Source organism: Simplicispira sedimenti (assembly GCF_022760965.1).
Taxonomy (GTDB): domain Bacteria; phylum Pseudomonadota; class Gammaproteobacteria; order Burkholderiales; family Burkholderiaceae_C; genus Simplicispira; species Simplicispira sedimenti.
This window is the reverse complement of the sequence record NZ_JAKVIJ010000006.1, coordinates 1-19,146: the sequence shown is the minus strand read 5'-3', so window position 1 is coordinate 19,146 and position 19,146 is coordinate 1. Positions and strand designations below refer to the sequence as shown.

20 protein-coding genes are annotated in these 19,146 nt (G+C 65.9%); 8 read left to right on the top strand and 12 right to left on the bottom strand.

The features are described from left to right. Positions 1–72: 72 nt before the first annotated feature. The 7 genes from MJ602_RS08055 to flgB all read right to left on the bottom strand — a co-directional run bounded on the left by MJ602_RS08055 (position 73) and on the right by flgB (position 5,354). A complete protein-coding gene (locus tag MJ602_RS08055) occupies positions 73–771 on the bottom strand; it encodes a flagellar basal body L-ring protein FlgH (protein ID WP_162015125.1) in 699 nt (232 codons plus the stop codon). Positions 772–798: 27 nt separating this feature from the next. Beyond that, positions 799–1,581, bottom strand: coding sequence for a flagellar basal-body rod protein FlgG (gene flgG / locus MJ602_RS08050; RefSeq protein ID WP_162015126.1), 783 nt, complete (start codon positions 1,579–1,581; stop codon positions 799–801). A gap of 25 nt (positions 1,582–1,606) precedes the next feature. Continuing rightward, positions 1,607–2,347 (bottom strand): flagellar basal-body rod protein FlgF, encoded by a 741-nt coding sequence (gene flgF, locus MJ602_RS08045; protein WP_162015127.1) that lies wholly within the window; start codon positions 2,345–2,347, stop codon positions 1,607–1,609. 173 nt (positions 2,348–2,520) lie between these two features. Next, positions 2,521–3,795 (bottom strand): flagellar hook protein FlgE, encoded by a 1,275-nt coding sequence (gene flgE, locus MJ602_RS08040; protein ID WP_243020298.1) that lies wholly within the window; start codon positions 3,793–3,795, stop codon positions 2,521–2,523. Positions 3,796–3,817: 22 nt separating this feature from the next. Further along, entirely contained in the window at positions 3,818–4,483 is a 666-nt protein-coding gene (locus MJ602_RS08035) for a flagellar hook assembly protein FlgD (protein ID WP_162015129.1), read from the bottom strand. 16 nt (positions 4,484–4,499) lie between these two features. After that, positions 4,500–4,904, bottom strand: coding sequence for a flagellar basal body rod protein FlgC (flgC, locus tag MJ602_RS08030; RefSeq protein WP_243020297.1), 405 nt, complete (start codon positions 4,902–4,904; stop codon positions 4,500–4,502). Between the two features lie 24 nt (positions 4,905–4,928). Beyond that, positions 4,929–5,354: a flagellar basal body rod protein FlgB gene (flgB, locus tag MJ602_RS08025; RefSeq protein ID WP_243020296.1), complete on the bottom strand. Its 426-nt coding sequence runs from the start codon at positions 5,352–5,354 to the stop codon at positions 4,929–4,931. 260 nt (positions 5,355–5,614) lie between these two features. On the opposite strand from flgB, the gene flgA reads away from it, so the two are divergent. The 3 genes from flgA (at position 5,615) to MJ602_RS08010 (ending at position 7,240) form a co-directional block, all read left to right on the top strand. After that, positions 5,615–6,364, top strand: coding sequence for a flagellar basal body P-ring formation chaperone FlgA (flgA, locus tag MJ602_RS08020; protein ID WP_423246696.1), 750 nt, complete (start codon positions 5,615–5,617; stop codon positions 6,362–6,364). Between the two features lie 92 nt (positions 6,365–6,456). Next, the gene (gene flgM / locus MJ602_RS08015; RefSeq protein WP_162015133.1) at positions 6,457–6,795 is read left to right on the top strand and encodes a flagellar biosynthesis anti-sigma factor FlgM; all 339 of its coding nucleotides are present in this window, start codon (positions 6,457–6,459) and stop codon (positions 6,793–6,795) included. Positions 6,796–6,892: 97 nt separating this feature from the next. Beyond that, positions 6,893–7,240, top strand: a complete 348-nt coding sequence (locus MJ602_RS08010) for a hypothetical protein (protein ID WP_162015134.1) — start codon at positions 6,893–6,895, stop codon at positions 7,238–7,240. Between the two features lie 40 nt (positions 7,241–7,280). Here MJ602_RS08010 and pgi read toward each other — a convergent pair whose 3' ends face one another. The 3 genes from pgi to tal all read right to left on the bottom strand — a co-directional run bounded on the left by pgi (position 7,281) and on the right by tal (position 11,022). Beyond that, complete coding sequence (pgi, locus tag MJ602_RS08005) at positions 7,281–8,858, bottom strand: glucose-6-phosphate isomerase (RefSeq protein WP_243020295.1); 1,578 nt, start codon at positions 8,856–8,858, stop codon at positions 7,281–7,283. A gap of 13 nt (positions 8,859–8,871) precedes the next feature. Continuing rightward, positions 8,872–9,990 carry a beta-ketoacyl-ACP synthase III gene (locus tag MJ602_RS08000; RefSeq protein WP_243020294.1) on the bottom strand — a complete coding sequence of 373 codons (1,119 nt, stop codon included), beginning with the start codon at positions 9,988–9,990 and terminating at the stop codon, positions 8,872–8,874. Between the two features lie 84 nt (positions 9,991–10,074). Continuing rightward, complete coding sequence (gene tal, locus MJ602_RS07995; protein WP_243020293.1) at positions 10,075–11,022, bottom strand: transaldolase; 948 nt, start codon at positions 11,020–11,022, stop codon at positions 10,075–10,077. A 131-nt stretch (positions 11,023–11,153) separates the two neighbouring features. Between tal and MJ602_RS07990 the strand changes: the two genes are divergently transcribed. Further along, positions 11,154–11,999, top strand: a complete 846-nt coding sequence (locus MJ602_RS07990) for a MurR/RpiR family transcriptional regulator (RefSeq protein WP_243020292.1) — start codon at positions 11,154–11,156, stop codon at positions 11,997–11,999. Here MJ602_RS07990 and MJ602_RS07985 read toward each other — a convergent pair. Next, positions 11,990–12,976, bottom strand: coding sequence for a LysR substrate-binding domain-containing protein (locus tag MJ602_RS07985; RefSeq protein ID WP_243020291.1), 987 nt, complete (start codon positions 12,974–12,976; stop codon positions 11,990–11,992). The genes MJ602_RS07990 and MJ602_RS07985 overlap by 10 nt on opposite strands. A gap of 105 nt (positions 12,977–13,081) precedes the next feature. Here MJ602_RS07985 and MJ602_RS07980 point away from each other — a divergent pair, with 105 nt between their 5' ends. The 3 genes from MJ602_RS07980 to MJ602_RS07970 all read left to right on the top strand — a co-directional run bounded on the left by MJ602_RS07980 (position 13,082) and on the right by MJ602_RS07970 (position 16,172). Beyond that, positions 13,082–13,585 carry a DUF2917 domain-containing protein gene (locus tag MJ602_RS07980; RefSeq protein ID WP_243020290.1) on the top strand — a complete coding sequence of 168 codons (504 nt, stop codon included), beginning with the start codon at positions 13,082–13,084 and terminating at the stop codon, positions 13,583–13,585. 323 nt (positions 13,586–13,908) lie between these two features. Then, positions 13,909–15,342, top strand: a complete 1,434-nt coding sequence (gene glmU / locus MJ602_RS07975; RefSeq protein ID WP_243020289.1) for a bifunctional UDP-N-acetylglucosamine diphosphorylase/glucosamine-1-phosphate N-acetyltransferase GlmU — start codon at positions 13,909–13,911, stop codon at positions 15,340–15,342. Continuing rightward, the gene (locus tag MJ602_RS07970; protein WP_243020288.1) at positions 15,339–16,172 is read left to right on the top strand and encodes a sensor histidine kinase; all 834 of its coding nucleotides are present in this window, start codon (positions 15,339–15,341) and stop codon (positions 16,170–16,172) included. The genes glmU and MJ602_RS07970 overlap by 4 nt, the downstream gene beginning before the upstream one ends. A 19-nt stretch (positions 16,173–16,191) precedes the next feature. On the opposite strand, the gene MJ602_RS07965 is transcribed toward MJ602_RS07970, so the two are convergent. Further along, positions 16,192–16,683: an Lrp/AsnC family transcriptional regulator gene (locus tag MJ602_RS07965; RefSeq protein ID WP_243020287.1), complete on the bottom strand. Its 492-nt coding sequence runs from the start codon at positions 16,681–16,683 to the stop codon at positions 16,192–16,194. A 140-nt stretch (positions 16,684–16,823) separates the two neighbouring features. On the opposite strand from MJ602_RS07965, the gene glmS reads away from it, so the two are divergent. Continuing rightward, a complete protein-coding gene (glmS, locus tag MJ602_RS07960) occupies positions 16,824–18,746 on the top strand; it encodes a glutamine--fructose-6-phosphate transaminase (isomerizing) (protein ID WP_243020286.1) in 1,923 nt (640 codons plus the stop codon). Positions 18,747–19,146 lie beyond the last annotated feature (400 nt).

Genomic DNA, 19,146 nt, shown 5'->3' with positions numbered 1-19,146 from the left:
TACAAGCAAAAAATGCCTGCAGCGCTTATTGATCAAGCGCTGCAAGCTATGAAAATGATAGCAAATGAATGCTCAAAACGGCAGAATGGTCATGAAAAAGCGGCCCAGCCAGCCCATGATCTGGGCCTCACTCTGGGCCCCGCGGCCGCGCGACTCCACGCGCACATTGGCCACTTGGGTCGAGTTGACGATGCTGCCGGGCTGCAGCAAGCGCGGGTCCACCGTGCCGGAGAAACGCAGCACGTCCACGTTCTGGTTCACGCCGATCTGCTTTTCACCCGCCACCACCAGGTGGCCGTTGGGCAGCACGTCGATGACGGTCGTCGTGATCGAGCCCTCGAACTTGTTGGCACTCTCGGTGCCGCCTTTGCCGGCAAAGGCATTGCCCGACTTGGCGGCCAGCTTGGTCTTGTCGGTGAAGGTGGAGCCCACGAACGGCAGCGCCGTGATGCCGCCGGACACATCGGAACTGCGGTCCACGGTGGAAGAGGACTTCTGGCTGGCGGTGATGTTCTCGACGATCTGAATCGTCACCATATCGCCCACCATGCGCGCGCGCCGGTCTTCGAACATGGGGCGGTAGCTGGCCTGCTGGAACAGGCTGCCCGTGGCAGGCTGCGGAGCCATGCGCGGCTGGGTGGTGAGCGCTGGCGGCGTGGTGGGCAGCACGTCCACCGGCGGGGCGGGCGAGAGGCTGGCGCAACCGGCCAGCCAGGCGGCGCACAGCAGGGCGCCCAGGCGCAGGGCAGAGGGGGAGAGCAGGCGTTTCATGGTGTGGCTCCGTGGCGCAAGAGAGGTTCAGAGCTGGCTGAGCTTGGCCAGCATCTGGTCGCTGGTCTGGATGGCTTTGGAATTCATCTCGTAGGCGCGCTGGGTCTGGATCATGTTGACCAGCTCTTCCACCACGTTGATGTTGGACGACTCCAGGAACCCCTGCTTGATGAAGCCCAGCCCGTTGGTGCCGGGCGTGCCCTGTTGCGGCTGGCCCGAGGCGGCCGATTCCTTGAACAGGTTCTGGCCCACGGGCTCCAGGCCCGCGGGGTTGATGAAACTGGACATGGCCAGGCTGCCCAACTGTTGCGGCTGGGTGTTGCCTGCCACGATGGCGGAGACCACGCCGTCCGCGCTGATGCTGATGCTGGTGGCCCCTTGCGGTACGGTAATGCCGTTGGCCACCGGCAGACCGCTGGAGGTGACCACGCGGCCCTGGGCGTCCACCTGGAAGGAGCCATCGCGCGTGTAGCCGATGGTGCCGTCGGGCATGGTGACCTCGAAGAAGCCGTTGCCGTTGATGGCCACGTCCAGGCTGTTCTTGGTTTCCTGCAGCGAACCCTGGGTGAAGTTGCGGCTGGTGGCCACGGTGCGCACGCCCAGGCCCAGGTGCAGGCCGGTGGGCAACTGGTTTTGCTCGGTGGTGTTGGCACCCACCTGGCGTAGGTTCTGGTAGATCAGGTCTTCGAACACCGCGTTGTTGCGCTTGAAGCCCGTGGTCGAGACGTTGGCCAGGTTGTGCGAGATCACGTCCAGCTGTGTTTGCTGGGCAGTCATGCCGGTCTTGGCAATCCAGAGGGAATTCATCATGGCGGTATCTCCTGGCGGGTGGCGCTTAGCCGTTCATGCCCAGCAGTTGGCTGGCCGTTTTGTCGTTGGTTTCTGCGGTTTGCAGCAGTCGCATCTGTTGCTCGAATTGGCGCGAGGCGGCGATCATGCCCACCATGCATTCGACGGCGTTGACGTTCGAGCCTTCCAGCGTGCCGCTGGCCATGCGGGCGTTGGCATCGTTGGGAATGGGCTCGCCTGACGTGGCTCGGAACAGCCCGTCGTCGCCGCGCTTGAGCGGGTCTTCCGGCGTGGGGGTGGCCAGCTTGAGGCGCCCCACGGCCTGCGGCGCCTGCCCGCCGGTGCGTGCCGTCACGGTGCCGTCGCTGCCCAGCGAGACTTCGGCCCCTGGCGGAATGTCGATGGGCGCGCCGCCGTCGGACAGCACGGGCCGACCGGTGGAGGTCAGCAACTGGCCGGTGGCCGACACTTCAAAGGAGCCTGCGCGCGTGTAGGCCTCGGTGCCATCCGCGCCCTGGACCGCAAACCAGGCGTTGCCCATGGCCATGGCGTCCAGGCTGCGGCCTGTGCGCTGGGCCGGGCCGGAAATGTCGCGGTGGCCCGAGGTGGCCTCCAGCGCAAACACCCGGGTACTGGCGCCGTCGCCCTGCAGCGGCACCGAACGGAAGGTGGACATCTCGGCGCGGAACCCCGGCGTGGACGCATTGGCCAGGTTGTGGGACAGCACGGCCTGCCGATGCGCGGCCGCGTTGGCGCCGGTCATGGTGGTGTAGATGATGCGGTCCATGGCGTCGCTTTCTTTTCAGTGGCTTGCCGTGCTGCGCGTCGTCCGCTGCGCCTGAATCTGGCGTGGCCGAAGCGCGGGCCGCCGCGCAAGGGCCGCCCCGCAGCGTTGGCGGCGTCCTCCCTCCCGCGCGAAGCGCGAGAGAAGGGGGGAAGCGGCGCAGCCGCTCAGGGGGTTCATCGCAAATTCACCAGGGTGGACATCACCTGGTCCTGGGTCTTGATGGTTTGCGCATTGGCCTGGTAGGTGCGCTGCGCCGTCATCATGTTGACCAACTCGGCCGTGAGGTCCACGTTGGAGTCTTCCAGCGCACCCGAGCGCAGGGCGCCGAAGTTGCCATCGGTGGGGGTGCCCATGACGGGCTGGCCCGACTCGAAGGTCTCGACCCAGTTGTTGTTGCCCACGGCCATCAGGCCCTGCGGGTTGCGGAAGTTGGCCAGCGCCACCTGGCCTTCGGCACGCGTCATGCCGTTGGAGTAGCGCGCCATGATCATGCCGCTGGCCTCGATGTTGATGCCCGTGAGCTCGCCCGAGGCATAGCCGTCCTGGCTCAGGTCGGACACGGCAAACTTGCTGCCGAACTGGGTCACGTCGTCCAGGTTCACCAGCACGTTGAAGGCCGGCAGGTTGTTGGGGTTGGGTGGCGAAGGGTCCACCGACAGCGTCAGCCCAAAGCCCGTGGCGGGCGCGGGGGCCACGGGGCCCGTGATGGCGCCGTTGTTGTCAAACGTGATGGTGCCCCTGGAGGGTGCCGCAAGGTCGAGCGAGTCGTACACCTCCCACTCGTTGTCCGTGGCTGTCTTCTGGAAGTACAGGGTCACGGGGACGGCCACGCCCTGGCTGTCGAACACATTGATCGAGGTGCCATAGGTGGCACGGGGCGTGGGTGGAATGGCCGGTGTGGGTGGTGGGCCGGGGGTGGCAGGCACGCCGGCGGCGTCGTAGGCGCGCGCATCCAGGTTGAAGGCGGCCGTGACCGTGGTGGTCTGCTTGGCCGCAATCGGCTGGGACGAGGGGAAGTTCAGCGGGCCTGGGACGGTGGCCGTGCGCAGTCCGGTGGCCGGATCGATCGGATAGCCCAGCACCCGCGCGCCACTGTTGGTCTTGAGGTCGCCGTCCTTGTCGAGCTTGAAGTTGCCCGCGCGGGTGTAGGCCGAGGAGCCATCGGGCTGCTGCAGCATGAAAAAGCCGCTGCCGTTGATGGCCACGTCCAGCGTGTTGCCGGTGACCGTGAGGTTGCCTTGCGAGAACTGCTGCGCCACGGCAGCCACCTGCACGCCAATGCCCACGTTGCTGCCGCCCGCGCCGCCGATGGCGGAGGCCACCATGTCGGCGAACTCGGCACGTGAGGCCTTGAAACCGGTGGTATTGGCGTTGGCGATGTTGTGGCCGATCACGTCCAGGTTCTTGCTGGCGGCGTTGAGGCCCGAGAGGCCGTGCTGGAATGCCATGGTGGAAGCTCCTTCGCAGTAATTACAGAATGGCCTTGATGCCGTTGTAGTTGGCGGTGCCGCCGCCTTCGAGTTGCAGGTACAGGGTGCCGTTGTCCATGCTGACGGCGCTGACCTTGTCGCGCATCAGTGCGGTGGACGCCACCGCCGTCTCGCCATTGGCCGCCACCACCTTGAAGCGCAGCGGGGTGGCGCCTTCATAGTCCGAGGTGTCCCAGTCGAAGTTGTAGCGCCCGGCCTTGAGCGGGCCCATTTCCACGGTGCCCACCTGCTTGCCATTGGGGTCCAGCACCTGCACGGTGACCGAGGCGGCAGAGCCGGCCAGGTCGAAGACGCCGCCCGCCTTGTCGGTGGTGCTGTCGATGGCCAGGGTGTTGCCCTCCACCAGCACCTGGCGGCCCACCATGCTGCCGGCCTGCATCAATTGCTGGGCGGCAAACTGGTTCATCATGCCCTTGACGGTGTCGTTGAGCTGCTGGATGCCGGTGACCGTGTTGATCTGCGCGATCTGCGAGGTCATCTGCGCGTTGTCCAGCGGGTTCATCGGGTCCTGGTTGTTGAGCTGCGCAACCAGGAGCTTGAGAAAACGGTCCTGTGACTGGGCAGCGTCCGAGGCGTTGTTGGATTGGGCCGCCGTGGTGGTTCTGCCGGCATCCAGCGCGCTGGTGTCAATGGGGGTCATGAACATGGTGTGTCTCCCGAAATCACTGGCCGATCTGCAGTGTCTTGAGCAGCAGCGACTTGGCCGTGTTCATGACCTCGACGTTGTTCTGGTACGAGCGCGAGGCCGAGATCATGTTGACCATCTCGTCCACGGCATTGACGTTGGAGTGGGTCACGTAGCCTTCCTCGTCGGCAGCCGGGTGGCTGGGGTCGTGCACGCGGCGTCCAGGGGTTTCGCTTTCCTTGACGGCGGATACGCGCACCCCGGCGGCGTTGTCCGGTCCCATGGCCTGGGTTTGGAAAACCACCTGGCGCGCCTTGTAGGCCTTGCCGTCGGGGCCGGCCACGGCATCGACGTTGGCCAGGTTGCTGGCGACCACGTTGAGGCGTTGGGACTGCGCGCTGACCGCGCTGCCCGAGACGTTGAAGATGGAGAACATCGACATGATGAATTTCGCTTTCTGCTGCCATCACTGGCCGGTGATGGCGCTGAGCATGGTCTTGGCCTGGCCGTTGAAGAAGCGCAGCGTGGCCTCGTAGCGCACGGCGTTGTCCACAAAATTGGCGCGTTCTCGGTCCATGTCCACGGTGTTCTGGTCCAGAGAGGGCTGGGTTTGCACCGTGTAGCCGAGCTTGCCGTTCTGGCTGCTGGGCAGGGTGGACGAGAGGGCAAAGTGCCGCGCGTCGGCAGCGGCGGGCGTTCCGCCTGTGGTTGCCAAGGTCTTGGGTTCGGTTCCTGTGGCTGCGCGCAGCGCCTCGCTGAATTTCATGTCCCGGCCCACGTAGCCTGGGGTATCGGCGTTGGCGATGTTGCTGGCAATGACGCGCTGGCGCTCGGCACGCAGCACCAGGGCCTTGCCTTGGAAATCGAGCCGGTTCGTCATCTTGTCTAGCATGGGGACCTCGCACCACGGATTGCACGGCGCCGGAGTGTCCAGTCGGACTTCCGGCATGGGCTGATTATGGAAATGCCCCCACTTTTCTAAAGCCCGAAGAACGTGGTGATGGGTGCGCAATTTGCCGCTTCGTCGGCCCTCATCGGGCCTAAAGTGCTCATCAGTGTTCGAGGCACAGCGCAGACGATGACCGGGCTTCGACGATTCCCCACGTACGGCCGCACTGCGCGGGCCGCGCAAGCCACTGCGGGAGAGCCGCCATGCAACGTTCCATTGTTCCTTTCCAGACCCTCCCGCCGGTGGCGCTGTACCGCCTGGCGGCCCGCGTGCTGTGTCTCATGGCCTTGGCCTTGACGGGAATGCAGGCCCACGCCCAGATGGATTGGAGCCAGGTCGCGCAACGCTGGGCCGACGAAGCCTTGCGCAGCAGCGGGCTGGCCGAAACATCCCCCCTTCGCTTGGAAGTCACCGTCGGTTCGCTGGATCCCCATTTGCGCCTGGCGCCCTGTGCGCGCGCAGAGCCCTATTTGCCCACCGGAGGCCGGCTGTGGGGCCGCACACGCCTGGGGTTGCGTTGTGTGGAGGGTGCCACCCGCTGGAATGTGTTCCTTCCCGTCACGGTCAAGGCCTACGGCCCGGCGTGGGTGCTGGCGGGCAATGTGGCTTCGGGGGCAGTGTTGACGGCTGCCGACGCCGTCCAGGCCGAAGTCGATTGGGCGGCTTCGCACTCCCCCGTGCTCGCCGACCCCGCGCTGTGGGTGGGGCAGGTGGCGGCACAGCCGCTGCAGGCAGGGCAGGCCTTGCGCCAATCCATGGTCAAGGCGCCGCAATTGTTCACCCATGGCGCCCAGGTACGGGTGCAAGCGCAGGGACCCGGCTTTGCCATCACGGCGGCGGGGCAGGCCATGTCTGCCGGGGCCGTGGGCCAAACTGTGCGCGTCAGAATGACTAATGGCAGAATAATTCAGGGTATTGTGCTTGATGATGGGACGATAAGCGCCCAACTTTAGGTGTTTTTTGGGAAATACCGCTAAAGTCTGCGTCCAGCGGGTCGAAAACATTGCTACCGGGCCCTGTGTTGCCAGAGCCCTAGGAGCAAGCGATGAAAATAGGACAAACACCGGAAATGCCGGGCGGTCTCTCGCCCGGTGCGGCGGCCAAGAGCCAAGCCAAGGCCGTGCCAGCTGCCAGCACAGGTGCGGCACCTGCAGGCAGCGCAGCGGCTGCTGCCGCAGTGGCGTCGGCCGGCGTGCCCGTCACGCTGTCCAAGGCGGCCCAGGGTTTGGACAATGCAGCCCGGGTGCAGGGCGATTTTGACGCCGGCAAGGTCAAGGCCGTGCGCGCTGCCATCGAAAACGGCACGTTCAAGGTCGATGCCGAGGTCGTGGCCGACAAAATGCTGGCCAACAGCCAGGAATTCCTCTCGCGCACCAAGATTTGAGCGTTTGGCGGCCCATGGAATGGGTCACGGCGGCAACGCCTTGCAGGGATGCAACCTTCTGTACCACGGAGGCCCTGCTGGCACTACACTCCAGCCCATGACGCCCGAAGCCGCGCTCCAAGCCGTTGAACAGCAACTCGCAAAGATGTCGGCCGCCCTTGTGGCGGCCGATGCTTTGGCGGCGGAGCAATCCAGCGCGCAGCTGCGCAGAGACCTGGACGCCTTGATCCAGGCAAGCCGTGGCTTGCAAGGCCAGCCCTGGCCCGAGGCCTTGCGGCCACGCATGCAGGCGGTGAGCAATCAGCTTGCCATGCAGCGTGAGCAGCTTGCTCGCCTGGGGGCGTTGGTGGATCGGCAGGCCGCTTCCATCCTGCCTCCTGCCGAACCGGCCCCTACCTATGGGCAGGCGGGCTCGGCGGCGCGTATCTACCGCTCCACGACCTGAACGCGGTTGGAGGGTTTCTCTGGTCCAGACACCGCGCGTGTCAGTGGGAGCCATCCTGCCGCAGGCGGCACAGCATGCCGGCAGTCGAGGCGTCCAGCCCCTCGACGTTGCCACTGGCCAAACGCTGTTGCAGGTCGTTGGCCAGCACCTTGCCCAGCTCCACGCCCCACTGGTCAAAACTGTTGATGCCCCACAGGGCGCCGCTCACAAACACCCGGTGCTCTTGCAGAGCGATCAGTGCTCCCAGCGATGTGGGTGTGAGCGCGTCGAGCAACAAAAAGGTGCTGGGGCGGTTGCCCGGGAAATGGCGGTGCCCGCAGTCGCTGGCGCGGCCCAGCATCAATGCCTGGGCTTGCGCCAGGGCGTTGGCCAGCAGCATCTCGTGGTGACCGGGCAGGCCGTGTGCCGATTGGCGCACCGCCACGATTTCCAGCGGCAGCACGTCGGTGCCCTGGTGCAACATCTGAAAAAAGGCATGCTGCCCGTTGCTCCCAGGCTCACCCCAGAGCACCGGTGAGGTCGCAAAGGGCAGGGTGCGCCCTGTTTGGTCCACACGCTTGCCGTTGCTTTCCATTTCCAGTTGTTGCCAATGCGCCGCCAGGCGGCGCAGGCCCGCGTGGTACGGGGCGATACAGCGGCTGGAAAAACCCAGGAAGTTGCGGTACCAGACATCCAGCAGTGCCAGGCGCACCGGTAGGTTGGTGGTCAGTGGCGCGGTGCGGAAATGCTCGTCCATGGCATGCGCACCCGCCAGCAGCATGCGAAAACCCTCGGCTCCGATCGCGATGGCGATGGGCATGCCGATGGCCGACCAGAGCGAATAGCGTCCGCCGACCCAGTCCCAGAACCCGAAGGTGGTGGTGATGCCCCATTGGCACGCCGCCTCCACGTTGCAGGTCAGCGCCACAAAGTGCCGCGCCACATCCTGCCCTCCCTGGGCCACAAACCAGTCGAGCGCCGAGCGGGCATTGGTCATGGTCTCCGGCGTGGTGAAGGTTTTGGAGGCCACCAGGAAGACCGTGCTTTCGGGCCGTACCGCACGCAGCACGCGCTTGAGTTCGTGGCCATCGATGTTGGAGACGAAATGAAAGCGCTTGCCCGGAACGCGGAACTGCTCCAACGCCAGCACCGCCATTTGCGGCCCCAGGTCCGAGCCGCCGATGCCGATGTTCACCACATCGGTGATGGTGGGGTCGTTGCGCAGCGCCTCGGCGCAGTCGAGCATGGCCTGCAGCGTGGCGTGCACCTGCTGCAGTGCCTGGGGCAACCAGGGCTCGTCACCCGGCAGCTCTAGCCCGGCAGGGCGGCGCAACAGGGTGTGCAGTACGGGCCGGTTCTCGGTGGTGTTGATGCGCTGCCCCGCCAGCATGGCGTCGCGCCGCTGCGCCAGGCCGCAGGCGCTTGCCATGTCCAGCAGCAGGGCTTCAGTCTTTTGGTCCCACAGGTTTTTGGACAGGTCGGCAAATACCTGGGGTGCCTCTTGGCTGAAATGCGCAAAGCGCTGCGTGTCTTCGGCAAAGGCATGGCGCAAATCAAAGCGCGCCCCCTGCGCCGCATGGTGCGCACGCAGTTGCGCCCACTGCGGCGTTTCGTCGCACCGTGGAAAGGCGGCGGCCATGGAGTCTGTGGGGTTAGCGCTTGCGCAGCACGACGCTGCCCACCGAGTAACCAGCGCCAAAGGAGCAGATCACGCCCACATCGCCTGCCGCCAGGTCGGCGCGGTGCTTGTGGAAGGCGATGATGGAACCCGCCGAGGCGGTGTTGGCGAACTCATCCAGAATCAGTGGCGCCAGATCGGCGCTGGCGTCGCCCGCCAGCTTCTTGATGACGAGCTGGTTCATGCCTTGGTTGGCCTGGTGCAGCCAGTAGCGGCGCACGGCGCTGGGTGCGTGGCCCAGGTCGCTCAGGTGGCCTTCGATGTGGGCGGCCGCAATGGGCACCACCTCCTTGAACACCTTGCGGCCTTCCTGGCGGAAGGTCTTGTCGCGTGCGTTCGGGTCACTGTCCTCGCTGCGATTGAGAAAGCCGAAGTTGTTGCGGATGTTGTTGGAGAACTGGGTTGCCAGGCGCGTGCCCAGCACCTCCCAGGCGTCGGCGGCGGTGGCCGTGTCGGCGCGTTCGACGATCACTGCCGTGCAGACGTCGCCAAAGATGAAGTGGCAGTCGCGGTCGTTCCAGGCCTGGTGGCCCGAGGTGATCTCGGGGTTGACCACCAGAACGCACTTTGCACTGCCCGTGCGTACGGCGTTGACGGCCTGCTCAATGGCAAAAGTGGCCGACGAGCAGGCGACGTTCATGTCGAAGCCATAGCCGCCAGCACCCAGGGCCTGCTGGATTTCCACGGCCATGGCGGGGTAGGCGCGCTGCATGTTGGAGGCCGCACACAGCACGGCGTCGATGTCGGCGCCGGTCTTGCCCGCCTGCTGCAGCGCCTGCTGGGACGCGGCCACGGCGAGCTCGCCCATCAGCGAGAGTTGGTCGTCAGGCCGCTCCTGCAAGCGCGGGTACATGCGTGTCGGGTCGAGGATGCCGGATTTTTCGAGCACATAACGCTGTTTGATGCCCGATGCCTTCTCGATGAACTCCACGCTGGAGTGCTGCAGCGGCTCGCGCGTGCCTGCGGCAATCTCGGTGGCATGCTGGGCATTCTGCAGGTCCACGTAGCGGTTGAAGGATTCCACCAGCTCGGCGTTGGTGATGGTGTGGGGCGGCTGGTAAAGACCCGTGCCGCTGATGACGACTGAATGCATGAATCGGTATCCTGTGGCCCGCCGCGCGGGCGCGATGCTCAAGTGTAACTAGGGCGCGTGCGCCCCGCCGGGGTGTCTGTGGCTTCAGGCCGCCAGGATGATCTGTTCGAGCTTGACTGTGTCCACCGCAAACGCGCGGATGCCCTCGGCCAGTTTCTCCGTGGCCATGGCGTCTTCGTTGAGTGCATAGCGAAAGCCCGCTTCGTCGTACTGCACCGCGGGCAGGTCCATGGAGCGTGCGGCCTCTGCGTCCAGAGCGCGGGCCACCGGTGCGTCGGACTGTGCCAGTTGCGCCAGCAGCTCGGGCGCAATGGTCAGCAGATCGCAGCCCGCCAGCGCGATGATCTGGCCCACGTTGCGGAAGCTCGCACCCATGACCTCGGTCGCCACGCCAAAGCGCTTGTAGTGGTTGAAGATGCGACGCACCGACTGCACGCCGGGGTCGTTGGCACCGGCCATGGCGACCTCATCCCAGCTTGCGCCCGCCTGTTTTTTGTACCAGTCGTAGATGCGGCCGACAAAGGGCGAGATGAGCTGTACCTTGGCCTGGCCACAGGCCACTGCCTGCACAAAAGAGAACAGCAGTGTGAGGTTGGTGTGGATGCCCTTGCTCTCGAGCTTGCGTGCGGCCTCGATGCCTTCCCAGGTGGCGGCGATCTTGATGAGCACGCGGTCGATGTGGATGCCCTCGGCCTGGTACAGCTCGATGATGCGCTCGGCCCGCGACACAGTGGCGCTGGTGTCGAAGCTCAGCCGTGCATCGACCTCGGTGGACACACGGCCCGGAATGGTGGAGAGGATCTCGCCGCCGAAGCGCACCAGCAGGCGGTCGATGACTTCGTCCATGGGGCGGCCCTTCCAGCGCTGCACGGTGGACTGCAGCAGCGGTGCGTATTCGGGCTTTTGCACGGCCTTGAGGATCAGCGAAGGGTTGGTGGTGGCGTCGCGCGGCTGGAACTGGGCCAGTTGGCGGAAGTCGCCGGTGTCGGCCACCACGGTGGTGAACTGTTTGAGTGCTTCGAGCTGGTTCATGCAAATCCTCAAGGGTTTGTGTGGCGCCGCTGCGGGCGCTGCGCAACCCTCAAGTGTATGCCTCCCTCTGGCGCAGGGTTGCCATGAAACGGCGTTACATTCACAAGTGCCCGCACACCCCTACCAACACCATGCTGGATCGAATCACCGCATCCCTGCCCTCTCTGGCCCCGGCCGAGCAGCGTGTGGGGAAACTGGTACTGCAAGACCCACGCGCCTTTGCCCGTCTGCCCGTGCGCGAACTGGCCGAGCGCGCCCATGTGAGCAAGCCCACCGTGGTGCGCTTTTGCCGCAGCATGGGTTACGACGGGTTGGCCGACTTCAAGCTCAAGCTCGCGGGCAGCGTGAGCGAGGGCGTGCCGTTCATCCACCGCAGTGTGGACGCTGACGACAAGACGGGTGACGTGCTGGTGAAAGTGGTGGACAACGCGGTCGCCGCCTTCCTGCAGTACCGCAACGCGGCCAGCACCGTGGCCATAGAGCGCGCGGCCAGCGCTATTGCCGACACCTGGAAGATGGGCAAGCGCATCGAGTTCTACGGTGCGGGCAACTCGGGTATCGTGGCCCAGGACGCGCAGCACAAGTTCTTCCGCCTGGGCGTGACCTGCAACGCCACCAGTGACGGCCACATGCAGGTGATGAGTGCCACGCTGCTGGGGCCGGGCGATTGCCTGGTGATCATCTCCAACTCGGGCCGCACGCGCGACCTGATGGACGCGGCCGACATTGCGCGCAAGAACGGCGCCACCACCATCGCCATCACCGCCAGTGGCTCGCCTCTGGCCAGCGCGTGCCTCATCCACCTCTCGGCCGATCATCCCGAGGGCTACGACCGCTACAGCCCCATGGTTTCGCGCCTGCTGCACCTGCTCATCATCGATGTGCTGGTGACATGCGTGGCCTTGCGCATCGGCAGTTCGCTGCAGCCCATCTTGCAGCAGATGAAAGAGAACCTGCGCAACAAGCGTTACGCTTGATCGGCGTTTTCAGAGCCCTCGCCCAGAAAACGGCGCGTGGCGCCAGCCTCCTGGCGCAGCCAGGCCGTAAAAGCCTGAGCCTCCGGGCGCTGGCGGCTGCGCGGGCCCAGCAGCAGCCAATAGGCCAGTGGCGAGTCCAGCCGCGTGCCCGGCAGCACCTCCACCAGGTCACCACTGGCCAGCGCATCGGCCACCAGTGGCAGGCGCGCCAGGGCCAGGCCCTGGCCGGCCAGGGCGGCCTGCACGATCTGGTGCGCGTAGTTGAAATAGAGCCAGCGCTGGGGCTGCAGCAGCGGGCAGCCCTGCGCGTCGAACCAGCGCCGCCATGACAGCCATTGCAGGTGCGTGCTGCGGTGCGCATCCCCGGCCTCGATCAGGGTGAACTGCTCCAGATCGCTGCTCTGGCGCACCGGCGCTGCGCTTTTCAGCAGCCAGGGGCTGGCCACCACGGCCAATTGCTCGCCAAACAAGCGCTCGCCGCCGTGCACGCGCGGGCCGGGCGCGCTGTAGCGCAGCGCCAGGTCCAGGTCCGCGGTGTCCAGGTCGGTGTGGCTGTCGCTGGCGTCGATGCGGATGTCGATGTCCGGATGCGCTTGCTGGAAGGCTTCCATGCGCGGGATCAGCCACATCGACGCAAAGCTCGACCAGGTGGTGATCGCCACGCTCTTGCGCCCCGCCGTTTGGCGCACCTGGCGCACGGCCGCGTCCATGCGTTCGACCGCCGGGCCCACGGTGCGCAGCAACTGCGCACCGGCGCTGGTCAGTTCCACCGCGCGCGTGTGGCGCAGGAAGAGGGCGATGCCCACCTCGTCCTCCAGCGCCTGGATCTGGCGGCTCACCGCTGACTGGGTGAGTGCCAGTTCCTCGGCCGCAGCCCGAAAGTTCAGGTGCCGCGCCACGCAGAGGAAGGCGCGCCAGTGGCCCACCCCCACGGGGCGGGTGCGCAGTACCGGGCTGGCCGATGCAAGGGTGCTCATGGTGCAATTGATGCGATTAGGGAATCAATAGCCTAGCGTCAATTCATTGGACTGCCAAGCGCTGGCGGCGGATCATGTGGCTTCATTGATGCAAAAGGAGCTGTCATGTGCGACACGATCCCTTCCCTCGGTTCCCAGAGCCTGCTGCCCCCGGCGGGGAGCTGGGGCTTGCTGCCCGGCCGGGCGCTGTCCTTGCACCCGCGCAGCAGTGGCCGTTTGACCCTGGTCCAGGGGCGGGCCTGGCTGACGGTGTCAGCGGCCGGACAGCCCTCCACCGACATGGTGCTGCACGCAGGGGAGTGCGTTGTGCTGCCTGCCCACAGCCACGCCGTGCTTGAAGCCTGGCCACAGCCCGGTGGTGGGCCGGCGCTGGCTTGGCGGTGGGCGGCGCTGCCCGCAGCGGCTGTGGCACCGCTCGATTGGCGGCAGACCGTGGCTGCACCGGCGCGCGACCTGGGCCAGGCGGGCCTGGTCTTGCTGGACGCCGCAGGACGACTGGCCAAAGGCCTGCTGGGGCTGGCGGTATGGGCGTTGGCACGCCCCTGGGTGGCTTCGCTGCTCGCCCGGGGTGCGGCGCGGCGCATTCCCTGGGGACTGCACAGCGGATAATCCGGGCCACCGCGGTCGCGCGTCGGTGTGCGCCGCACCTGGTGTAGTGTTTCACTCTGATTGGCACTTTCAGAGCCCCGAAAAAGCTGCCCGGCTAGGCGCAGCGCGCAGGCAATGGTGGTGCCCTTGCCAAGGGCTGCAACAACGCTGGGCGGCTTTTTCGGGGCTCCCTTGGGGCCAGTGGCCAAGGGGCCATCTGCGTTGTTGCAGTGGCTTGACGTAACCCGTTATGCCTGCGCCCCTGCGCCTAGCAACTGACCCCTTGGCCACTGGCTGAAAGTACCAATCAGAGTGCAACACTACACTAGCATCCGCACCATCCCATGACACCCATAGACATCCTCATCATGGCGGCCGGCAAGGGCACGCGCATGAAAAGCCGCACGCCCAAGGTGCTGCAGCGCCTGGCGGGCCGCCCGTTGTTGCACCACGTGCTCGACCAGGCTGCGCATTTGCAGGCGCGCAGCGCCATCGTCATCACCGGTCATGGTGCTACAGAAGTTGAAGCGGCTACCGCAGGACTGGCGAGCGTTGTAGGCCAATATGACCTGAAGTTTGTGCGCCAGGAGCCGCAGCTGGGCACCGGCCACGCCGTGCAGCAGGCCGTACCCTGCCTGGCGGATGACGGCACGGTGGTGGTGCTCTCGGGCGACGTTCCGCTGACCCAGGCCGACACACTGCGCGCGCTGGTGGCCGCGTCGCAGGCGGGGGGGCAGCTGGCGCTGCTGACCGTGCGCCTGCCCGACCCCACGGGCTACGGCCGCATCCTGCGCGATGGCGCAGGGCAGGTGGCGGGCATCGTCGAGCACAAGGACGCGAGCGAAGCCCAGCGTGCCATCGATGAGATCTACAGCGGCATCATGGCCGTGCCTGCGCGCCTGCTCAAGCCCTGGCTGGCGCGCCTGACCAACCACAACGCCCAGGGCGAGTACTACCTGACCGACATCGTCGCCATGGCCGTGGCCGAAGGGCTGCCGGTGGCGGCCCACCGCATCGACGATGCGCTGCAGGTCGCGGGCGTGAACAGCCCCCTGCAACTGGCCGAGCTGGAGCGCGCCCACCAACTGCGCCAGGCGCGCGCGCTGATGGAGCAGGGCGTGCGCCTGCTGGACCCCGCACGCTTTGACCTGCGCGACGACGCGCGCTCCGGCGTGCGCGGCCAGCTGCGCTGCGGGCAGGATGTCGAGATCGATGTGGGCTGCATCTTCACCGGCGCCGTGGAGCTGGGCGAAGGCGTGCAGGTGGGCGCGCACTGCTGCATTGCCAACGCGCGCATTGCGGCGGGCGCCGTCATCCACCCATACACCCACATCGACGGCGAGAAGCTCGGTGCCAGCGTGGGCGCGGGTGCGCTCGTCGGCCCGTTTGCACGCCTGCGTCCTGGCGCCGTGCTGGGGCGCGAGGTGCACATCGGCAACTTCGTGGAGGTGAAGAACTCCCAGCTCGCCGATGGTGCCAAGGCCAACCACCTGGCCTACCTGGGCGACGCCAGCGTGGGCGAGCGCGTGAACTACGGCGCGGGCAGCATCACCGCCAACTACGACGGCGCCAACAAGCACCGCACTGTGATCGAGGCCGATGTGCATGTGGGCAGCAATTGCGTGCTGGTGGCGCCTGTCACCCTGGGCGCCGGGGCCACGGTGGGTGGCGGCTCCACCATCACCAAGGACGTGCCTGCAGGCGCCCTGGCTGTGGCGCGCGGCAAGCAAGTGGCCATTGCGAACTGGCAGCGCCCCACCAAGCAGCCCAAGCCATGAGCGCAGTGCCGTCGGCCCCGTCGGAGTCTTCCGGGTGCCCCGAGCCGGGAGCGGATCGGTACGACGCACTCGACGCCCCCGCACTGCGCACCTTGCTGGCGCAGCGCGATCAGCAACTGGCGGAGCAAGGCGCCGCGCTGCAGGCGTGGACGCACGCCGTGTCGCACGACCTGCGCGCACCGCTGCGCCACATCACCTCCTTCGGCCCGCTGGTGCATGAGCTGTTGCAGGAGGCGCCTGGCCTGGACGCAGCCACCCGCCAGGAGGCGCTGGAATTTCTGGCCACCATGGACCAGTCTGCCCGCCGCATGGGCCGCATGCTCGACGGCCTGCTGCAACTGGCGCGCATTGCGCGCGCACCGTTCACGCCGCAGACCGTGGACCTGGGGGCGCTGGTGCACGAAGTGCGCGAGGCCCTGGCGCCGCGCTGCGCAGACCGCACGGTGCAGTGGCAGGCAGATGGCCCCTGGCCTACCGTGCAGGGCGACCCTGCCTTGCTGCGCCAACTGTTGGCCGAGCTGATCGGCAATGCGCTCAAGTTCACGCAAGCGCGCAGCCCGGCCCAGATCCGCGTGACCGCCGAATGCGGCGCAGACGGGCACTGCACCCTGTGCGTACAGGACAACGGCGTGGGATTTGACCCCGCGCGCGCGCAGGCGCTGTTCGGCATCTTCCAGCGCCTGCACCGCGAGAGCGAGTTCGACGGCGTGGGTTGCGGCCTGGCGGCCGTGCGCGCCATCGCCCAGCGCCACGGCGGCACCGTAAGCGCGCAGGCGGCGCCTGGTGCGGGCTGCACGGTCAGTGTGTGCTGGCCTGCTGTAATGCTATAAATATAATAGCTACTGGCGCTTATTTGACGGGCGTTACAGCCACTTTTGTCAAAAATTTTGCTCGTTTGGTAGCAAAAAAGGCCTTCACATTGCGCACATTGGCGTCGCCCGTGAACAGGCGCTGCGCCAGCGCCAGGTAGGCGGGCATGTCGTGCGTGTGCAGCACGAGCACAAAGTCCGGCCCCGGTGACACGCGCCAGCATTGCTGCACGCCGGGCTCCTGCACGGCGCGGGCCTCGAAGGCGTCCAGCCACTCGGCGCCCTGGCGGTCGAGCGACACCTCCACGATGCACGCCAGCCCGTGCCCTTGCAGGGCAGCCAGCCGCTCGGGCTGGACAATGGCCACCTGCCGCTCGATCAGCCCGCATTCGTGCAGGCGCCGCACGCGCCGCAGGCAGGTGGGGGGTGACACATGCACCTGCTCGGCCAGCCATTGGTTGCTGCGCGTGGCATCGTCCTGCAGCAGGTCCAGCAGCTTCAGGTCCACGGCATCCAAGACCATTTCTTCCATACTGTTTAGCCTTTTGATCAAAAATTACATGCGGTTGATTGATTGAAATTAAATTTCAAAAACAAAAGAAAATCAATCTGAAATTTTGCATTTCTCTGCCTACCATCGCGCCATTGCATTCCACCAGGCAGGAGAAAACCATGTGCGGCATCGTCGGCGCGGTATCACGGCGCAACATCGTTCCCATTCTTGTGCAAGGCCTGCAGCGGCTGGAATACCGCGGCTACGACTCCTGCGGCCTGGCGGTGCATGCCGCCAGCCCCGATGTCGCGCGGCCTGCAGGCTTGCAGCGCGCACGCAGCACGGCCCGCGTGGCCGAGTTGCTGGTGCAGGTGCACAGCGAGCACATCGAAGGCGCCACCGGCATTGCCCACACGCGCTGGGCCACGCATGGTGCACCGGCGGTGCACAACGCGCACCCGCATTTCAGCGTTGGACCCGGCGCCGAGGCAGCCGCGGATGGCGCGCAGCGCCCCGGCCGTGTGGCCCTGGTGCACAACGGCATCATCGAAAACCACGAGGAGCTGCGCACGCAACTGCAGGCGCGTGGCTATGTCTTTGCCAGCCAGACAGACACCGAGGTCATCGCCCACCTGGTGGACAGCCACTACGACGGTGATTTGTTCCAAGCGGTACAGGCGGCCATTGCCGAGCTGCGCGGCGCCTACGCCATAGCCGTGTTGCACAAGGACGAGCCGCACCGCGTGGTGGGTGCACGCGCCGGTTCGCCGCTCATCCTGGGCGTGGGGCAGGACGGTGCCGAGCATTTCCTGGCCAGCGATGCCATGGCCCTGGCGGGTGTCACCGACCAGATCGTGTACCTGGAAGAAGGCGACCTGGTGGACCTGCAACTGGGCCGCTACTGGATCGTGGGCAAAGACCGCGCGCCGCTCACGCCTGCGCAGCGCCCTGTGCGCACCGTGCAGGCCTTCAGCGGCGCGGCCGAACTGGGGCCGTATCGGCACTACATGCAGAAAGAAATCTTTGAGCAGCCGCGCGCCATTGCCGACACGCTCGAAGGTGTGCAGGGCATCGTGCCCGAGCTGTTCGATGGCCTGGCCCAGGACGGCAAGCAGAGCACCGCCGCCTGGCGCGTATTCAAGGAAATCGACCGCGTGCTCATCCTGGCCTGCGGCACCAGCTACTACAGCGGCTGCACGGCCAAGTACTGGCTGGAGGACATCGCCGGCATCCCGACCCAGGTGGAGGTGGCCAGCGAATACCGCTACCGTACCAGCGTGCCCGACCCGCGTACCCTGGTCGTGGTCATCAGCCAGAGCGGCGAAACCGCCGACACCCTGGCCGCGCTGCGCCACGCCCAGAGCCTGGGCATGCGCCACACCCTCACCATCTGCAACGTGGCCACCAGCGCCATGGTGCGCGAGTGCGAGCTGGCCTACATCACCCGCGCCGGGGTCGAAATCGGCGTGGCCAGCACCAAGGCCTTCACCACCCAACTGGCAGGCCTGTTCCTGCTGACGCTGGCCCTGGCGCAGTCACGTGGGCGCCTGAGTGAAGCGCAAGAGGCTGAACACCTCCAGACCATGCGCCATCTGCCCGTGGCTCTGCAGGCCGTGCTGGCGCTGGAGCCGCAAGTCATGGGCTGGGCGGAAGACTTTGCCCGCATGGAAAACGCACTCTTCCTGGGCCGGGGCTTGCACTACCCCATTGCGCTGGAGGGCGCGCTCAAGCTCAAGGAGATCAGCTACATCCACGCCGAGGCCTACCCGGCTGGCGAACTCAAGCATGGCCCGCTGGCGCTGGTGACCAGCAGCATGCCCGTGGTCACCGTGGCACCGAACGATGCGCTGCTGGAGAAGCTCAAGAGCAACATGCAGGAAGTGCGCGCCCGCGGCGGCGTGCTCTATGTGCTGGCCGATGCCGACACGCACATCGAAAGCAGTGAGGGCATCCACGTCATTCGCATGCCCGAGCATTACGGCGCCCTGTCACCCATCCTGCACGTGCTGCCGCTGCAACTGCTGGCCTACCACACCGCCTGCGCGCGCGGGACGGATGTGGACAAGCCCCGAAACCTCGCCAAGAGCGTGACGGTCGAATGACCGGCGCGCTATGGGCCGACGCTAATCCGGGTAATTAAAGTCGTAAACTCGCAAATAAAGTCGTAAACAGACCTCTAGCATTCATGCGGGTTTGCGGGACGGTCATTTGTAACTGTAAAGTCGTAAACTCGAATTCAACGGGTAAAGAAGACCTATACATGCGAATGTCGCCTAGGTATAGATTGGACTTGTTGCTATACAAAAAAGAGCGCTCAAGGTGAGCGCTCTTTTTCTTTGGTTTTCCTAGAAGTTCTTGCGGTCCGAGCAGCCCCTAAACGCTCCGATGACTGCAAGAGGCTGATTGTTATCGTTCACGGTGGGCATCGCGTCAGGCACTTTCCAACCCTGAGCAGTCCTTCCCCCGAGTTCCGCAAACCGGGGCATCAGTTCGCAAACACCA

Excerpts from the sequence above, each read along its gene's own strand:
- flgG (WP_162015126.1), bottom strand. The coding sequence starts at position 1,581 with ATGATGAATTCCCTCTGGATTGCCAAGACCGGCATGACTGCCCAGCAA.
- flgF (WP_162015127.1), bottom strand. The coding sequence starts at position 2,347 with ATGGACCGCATCATCTACACCACCATGACCGGCGCCAACGCGGCCGCG.
- tal (WP_243020293.1), bottom strand. The coding sequence starts at position 11,022 with ATGAACCAGCTCGAAGCACTCAAACAGTTCACCACCGTGGTGGCCGAC.
- MJ602_RS07980 (WP_243020290.1), top strand. The coding sequence starts at position 13,082 with ATGTGCGACACGATCCCTTCCCTCGGTTCCCAGAGCCTGCTGCCCCCG.
- glmS (WP_243020286.1), top strand. The coding sequence starts at position 16,824 with ATGTGCGGCATCGTCGGCGCGGTATCACGGCGCAACATCGTTCCCATT.
- MJ602_RS07985 (WP_243020291.1), bottom strand. The coding sequence starts at position 12,976 with ATGAGCACCCTTGCATCGGCCAGCCCGGTACTGCGCACCCGCCCCGTG.
- MJ602_RS07990 (WP_243020292.1), top strand. The coding sequence starts at position 11,154 with ATGCTGGATCGAATCACCGCATCCCTGCCCTCTCTGGCCCCGGCCGAG.
- MJ602_RS08010 (WP_162015134.1), top strand. The coding sequence starts at position 6,893 with ATGACGCCCGAAGCCGCGCTCCAAGCCGTTGAACAGCAACTCGCAAAG.
- flgC (WP_243020297.1), bottom strand. The coding sequence starts at position 4,904 with ATGTCGATGTTCTCCATCTTCAACGTCTCGGGCAGCGCGGTCAGCGCG.
- MJ602_RS08035 (WP_162015129.1), bottom strand. The coding sequence starts at position 4,483 with ATGTTCATGACCCCCATTGACACCAGCGCGCTGGATGCCGGCAGAACC.
- MJ602_RS08055 (WP_162015125.1), bottom strand. The coding sequence starts at position 771 with ATGAAACGCCTGCTCTCCCCCTCTGCCCTGCGCCTGGGCGCCCTGCTG.
- glmU (WP_243020289.1), top strand. The coding sequence starts at position 13,909 with ATGACACCCATAGACATCCTCATCATGGCGGCCGGCAAGGGCACGCGC.
- pgi (WP_243020295.1), bottom strand. The coding sequence starts at position 8,858 with ATGGCCGCCGCCTTTCCACGGTGCGACGAAACGCCGCAGTGGGCGCAA.
- MJ602_RS07965 (WP_243020287.1), bottom strand. The coding sequence starts at position 16,683 with ATGGAAGAAATGGTCTTGGATGCCGTGGACCTGAAGCTGCTGGACCTG.
- MJ602_RS08000 (WP_243020294.1), bottom strand. The coding sequence starts at position 9,990 with ATGCATTCAGTCGTCATCAGCGGCACGGGTCTTTACCAGCCGCCCCAC.
- MJ602_RS07970 (WP_243020288.1), top strand. The coding sequence starts at position 15,339 with ATGAGCGCAGTGCCGTCGGCCCCGTCGGAGTCTTCCGGGTGCCCCGAG.
- flgA (WP_423246696.1), top strand. The coding sequence starts at position 5,615 with ATGCAACGTTCCATTGTTCCTTTCCAGACCCTCCCGCCGGTGGCGCTG.
- flgB (WP_243020296.1), bottom strand. The coding sequence starts at position 5,354 with ATGCTAGACAAGATGACGAACCGGCTCGATTTCCAAGGCAAGGCCCTG.
- flgM (WP_162015133.1), top strand. The coding sequence starts at position 6,457 with ATGAAAATAGGACAAACACCGGAAATGCCGGGCGGTCTCTCGCCCGGT.
- flgE (WP_243020298.1), bottom strand. The coding sequence starts at position 3,795 with ATGGCATTCCAGCACGGCCTCTCGGGCCTCAACGCCGCCAGCAAGAAC.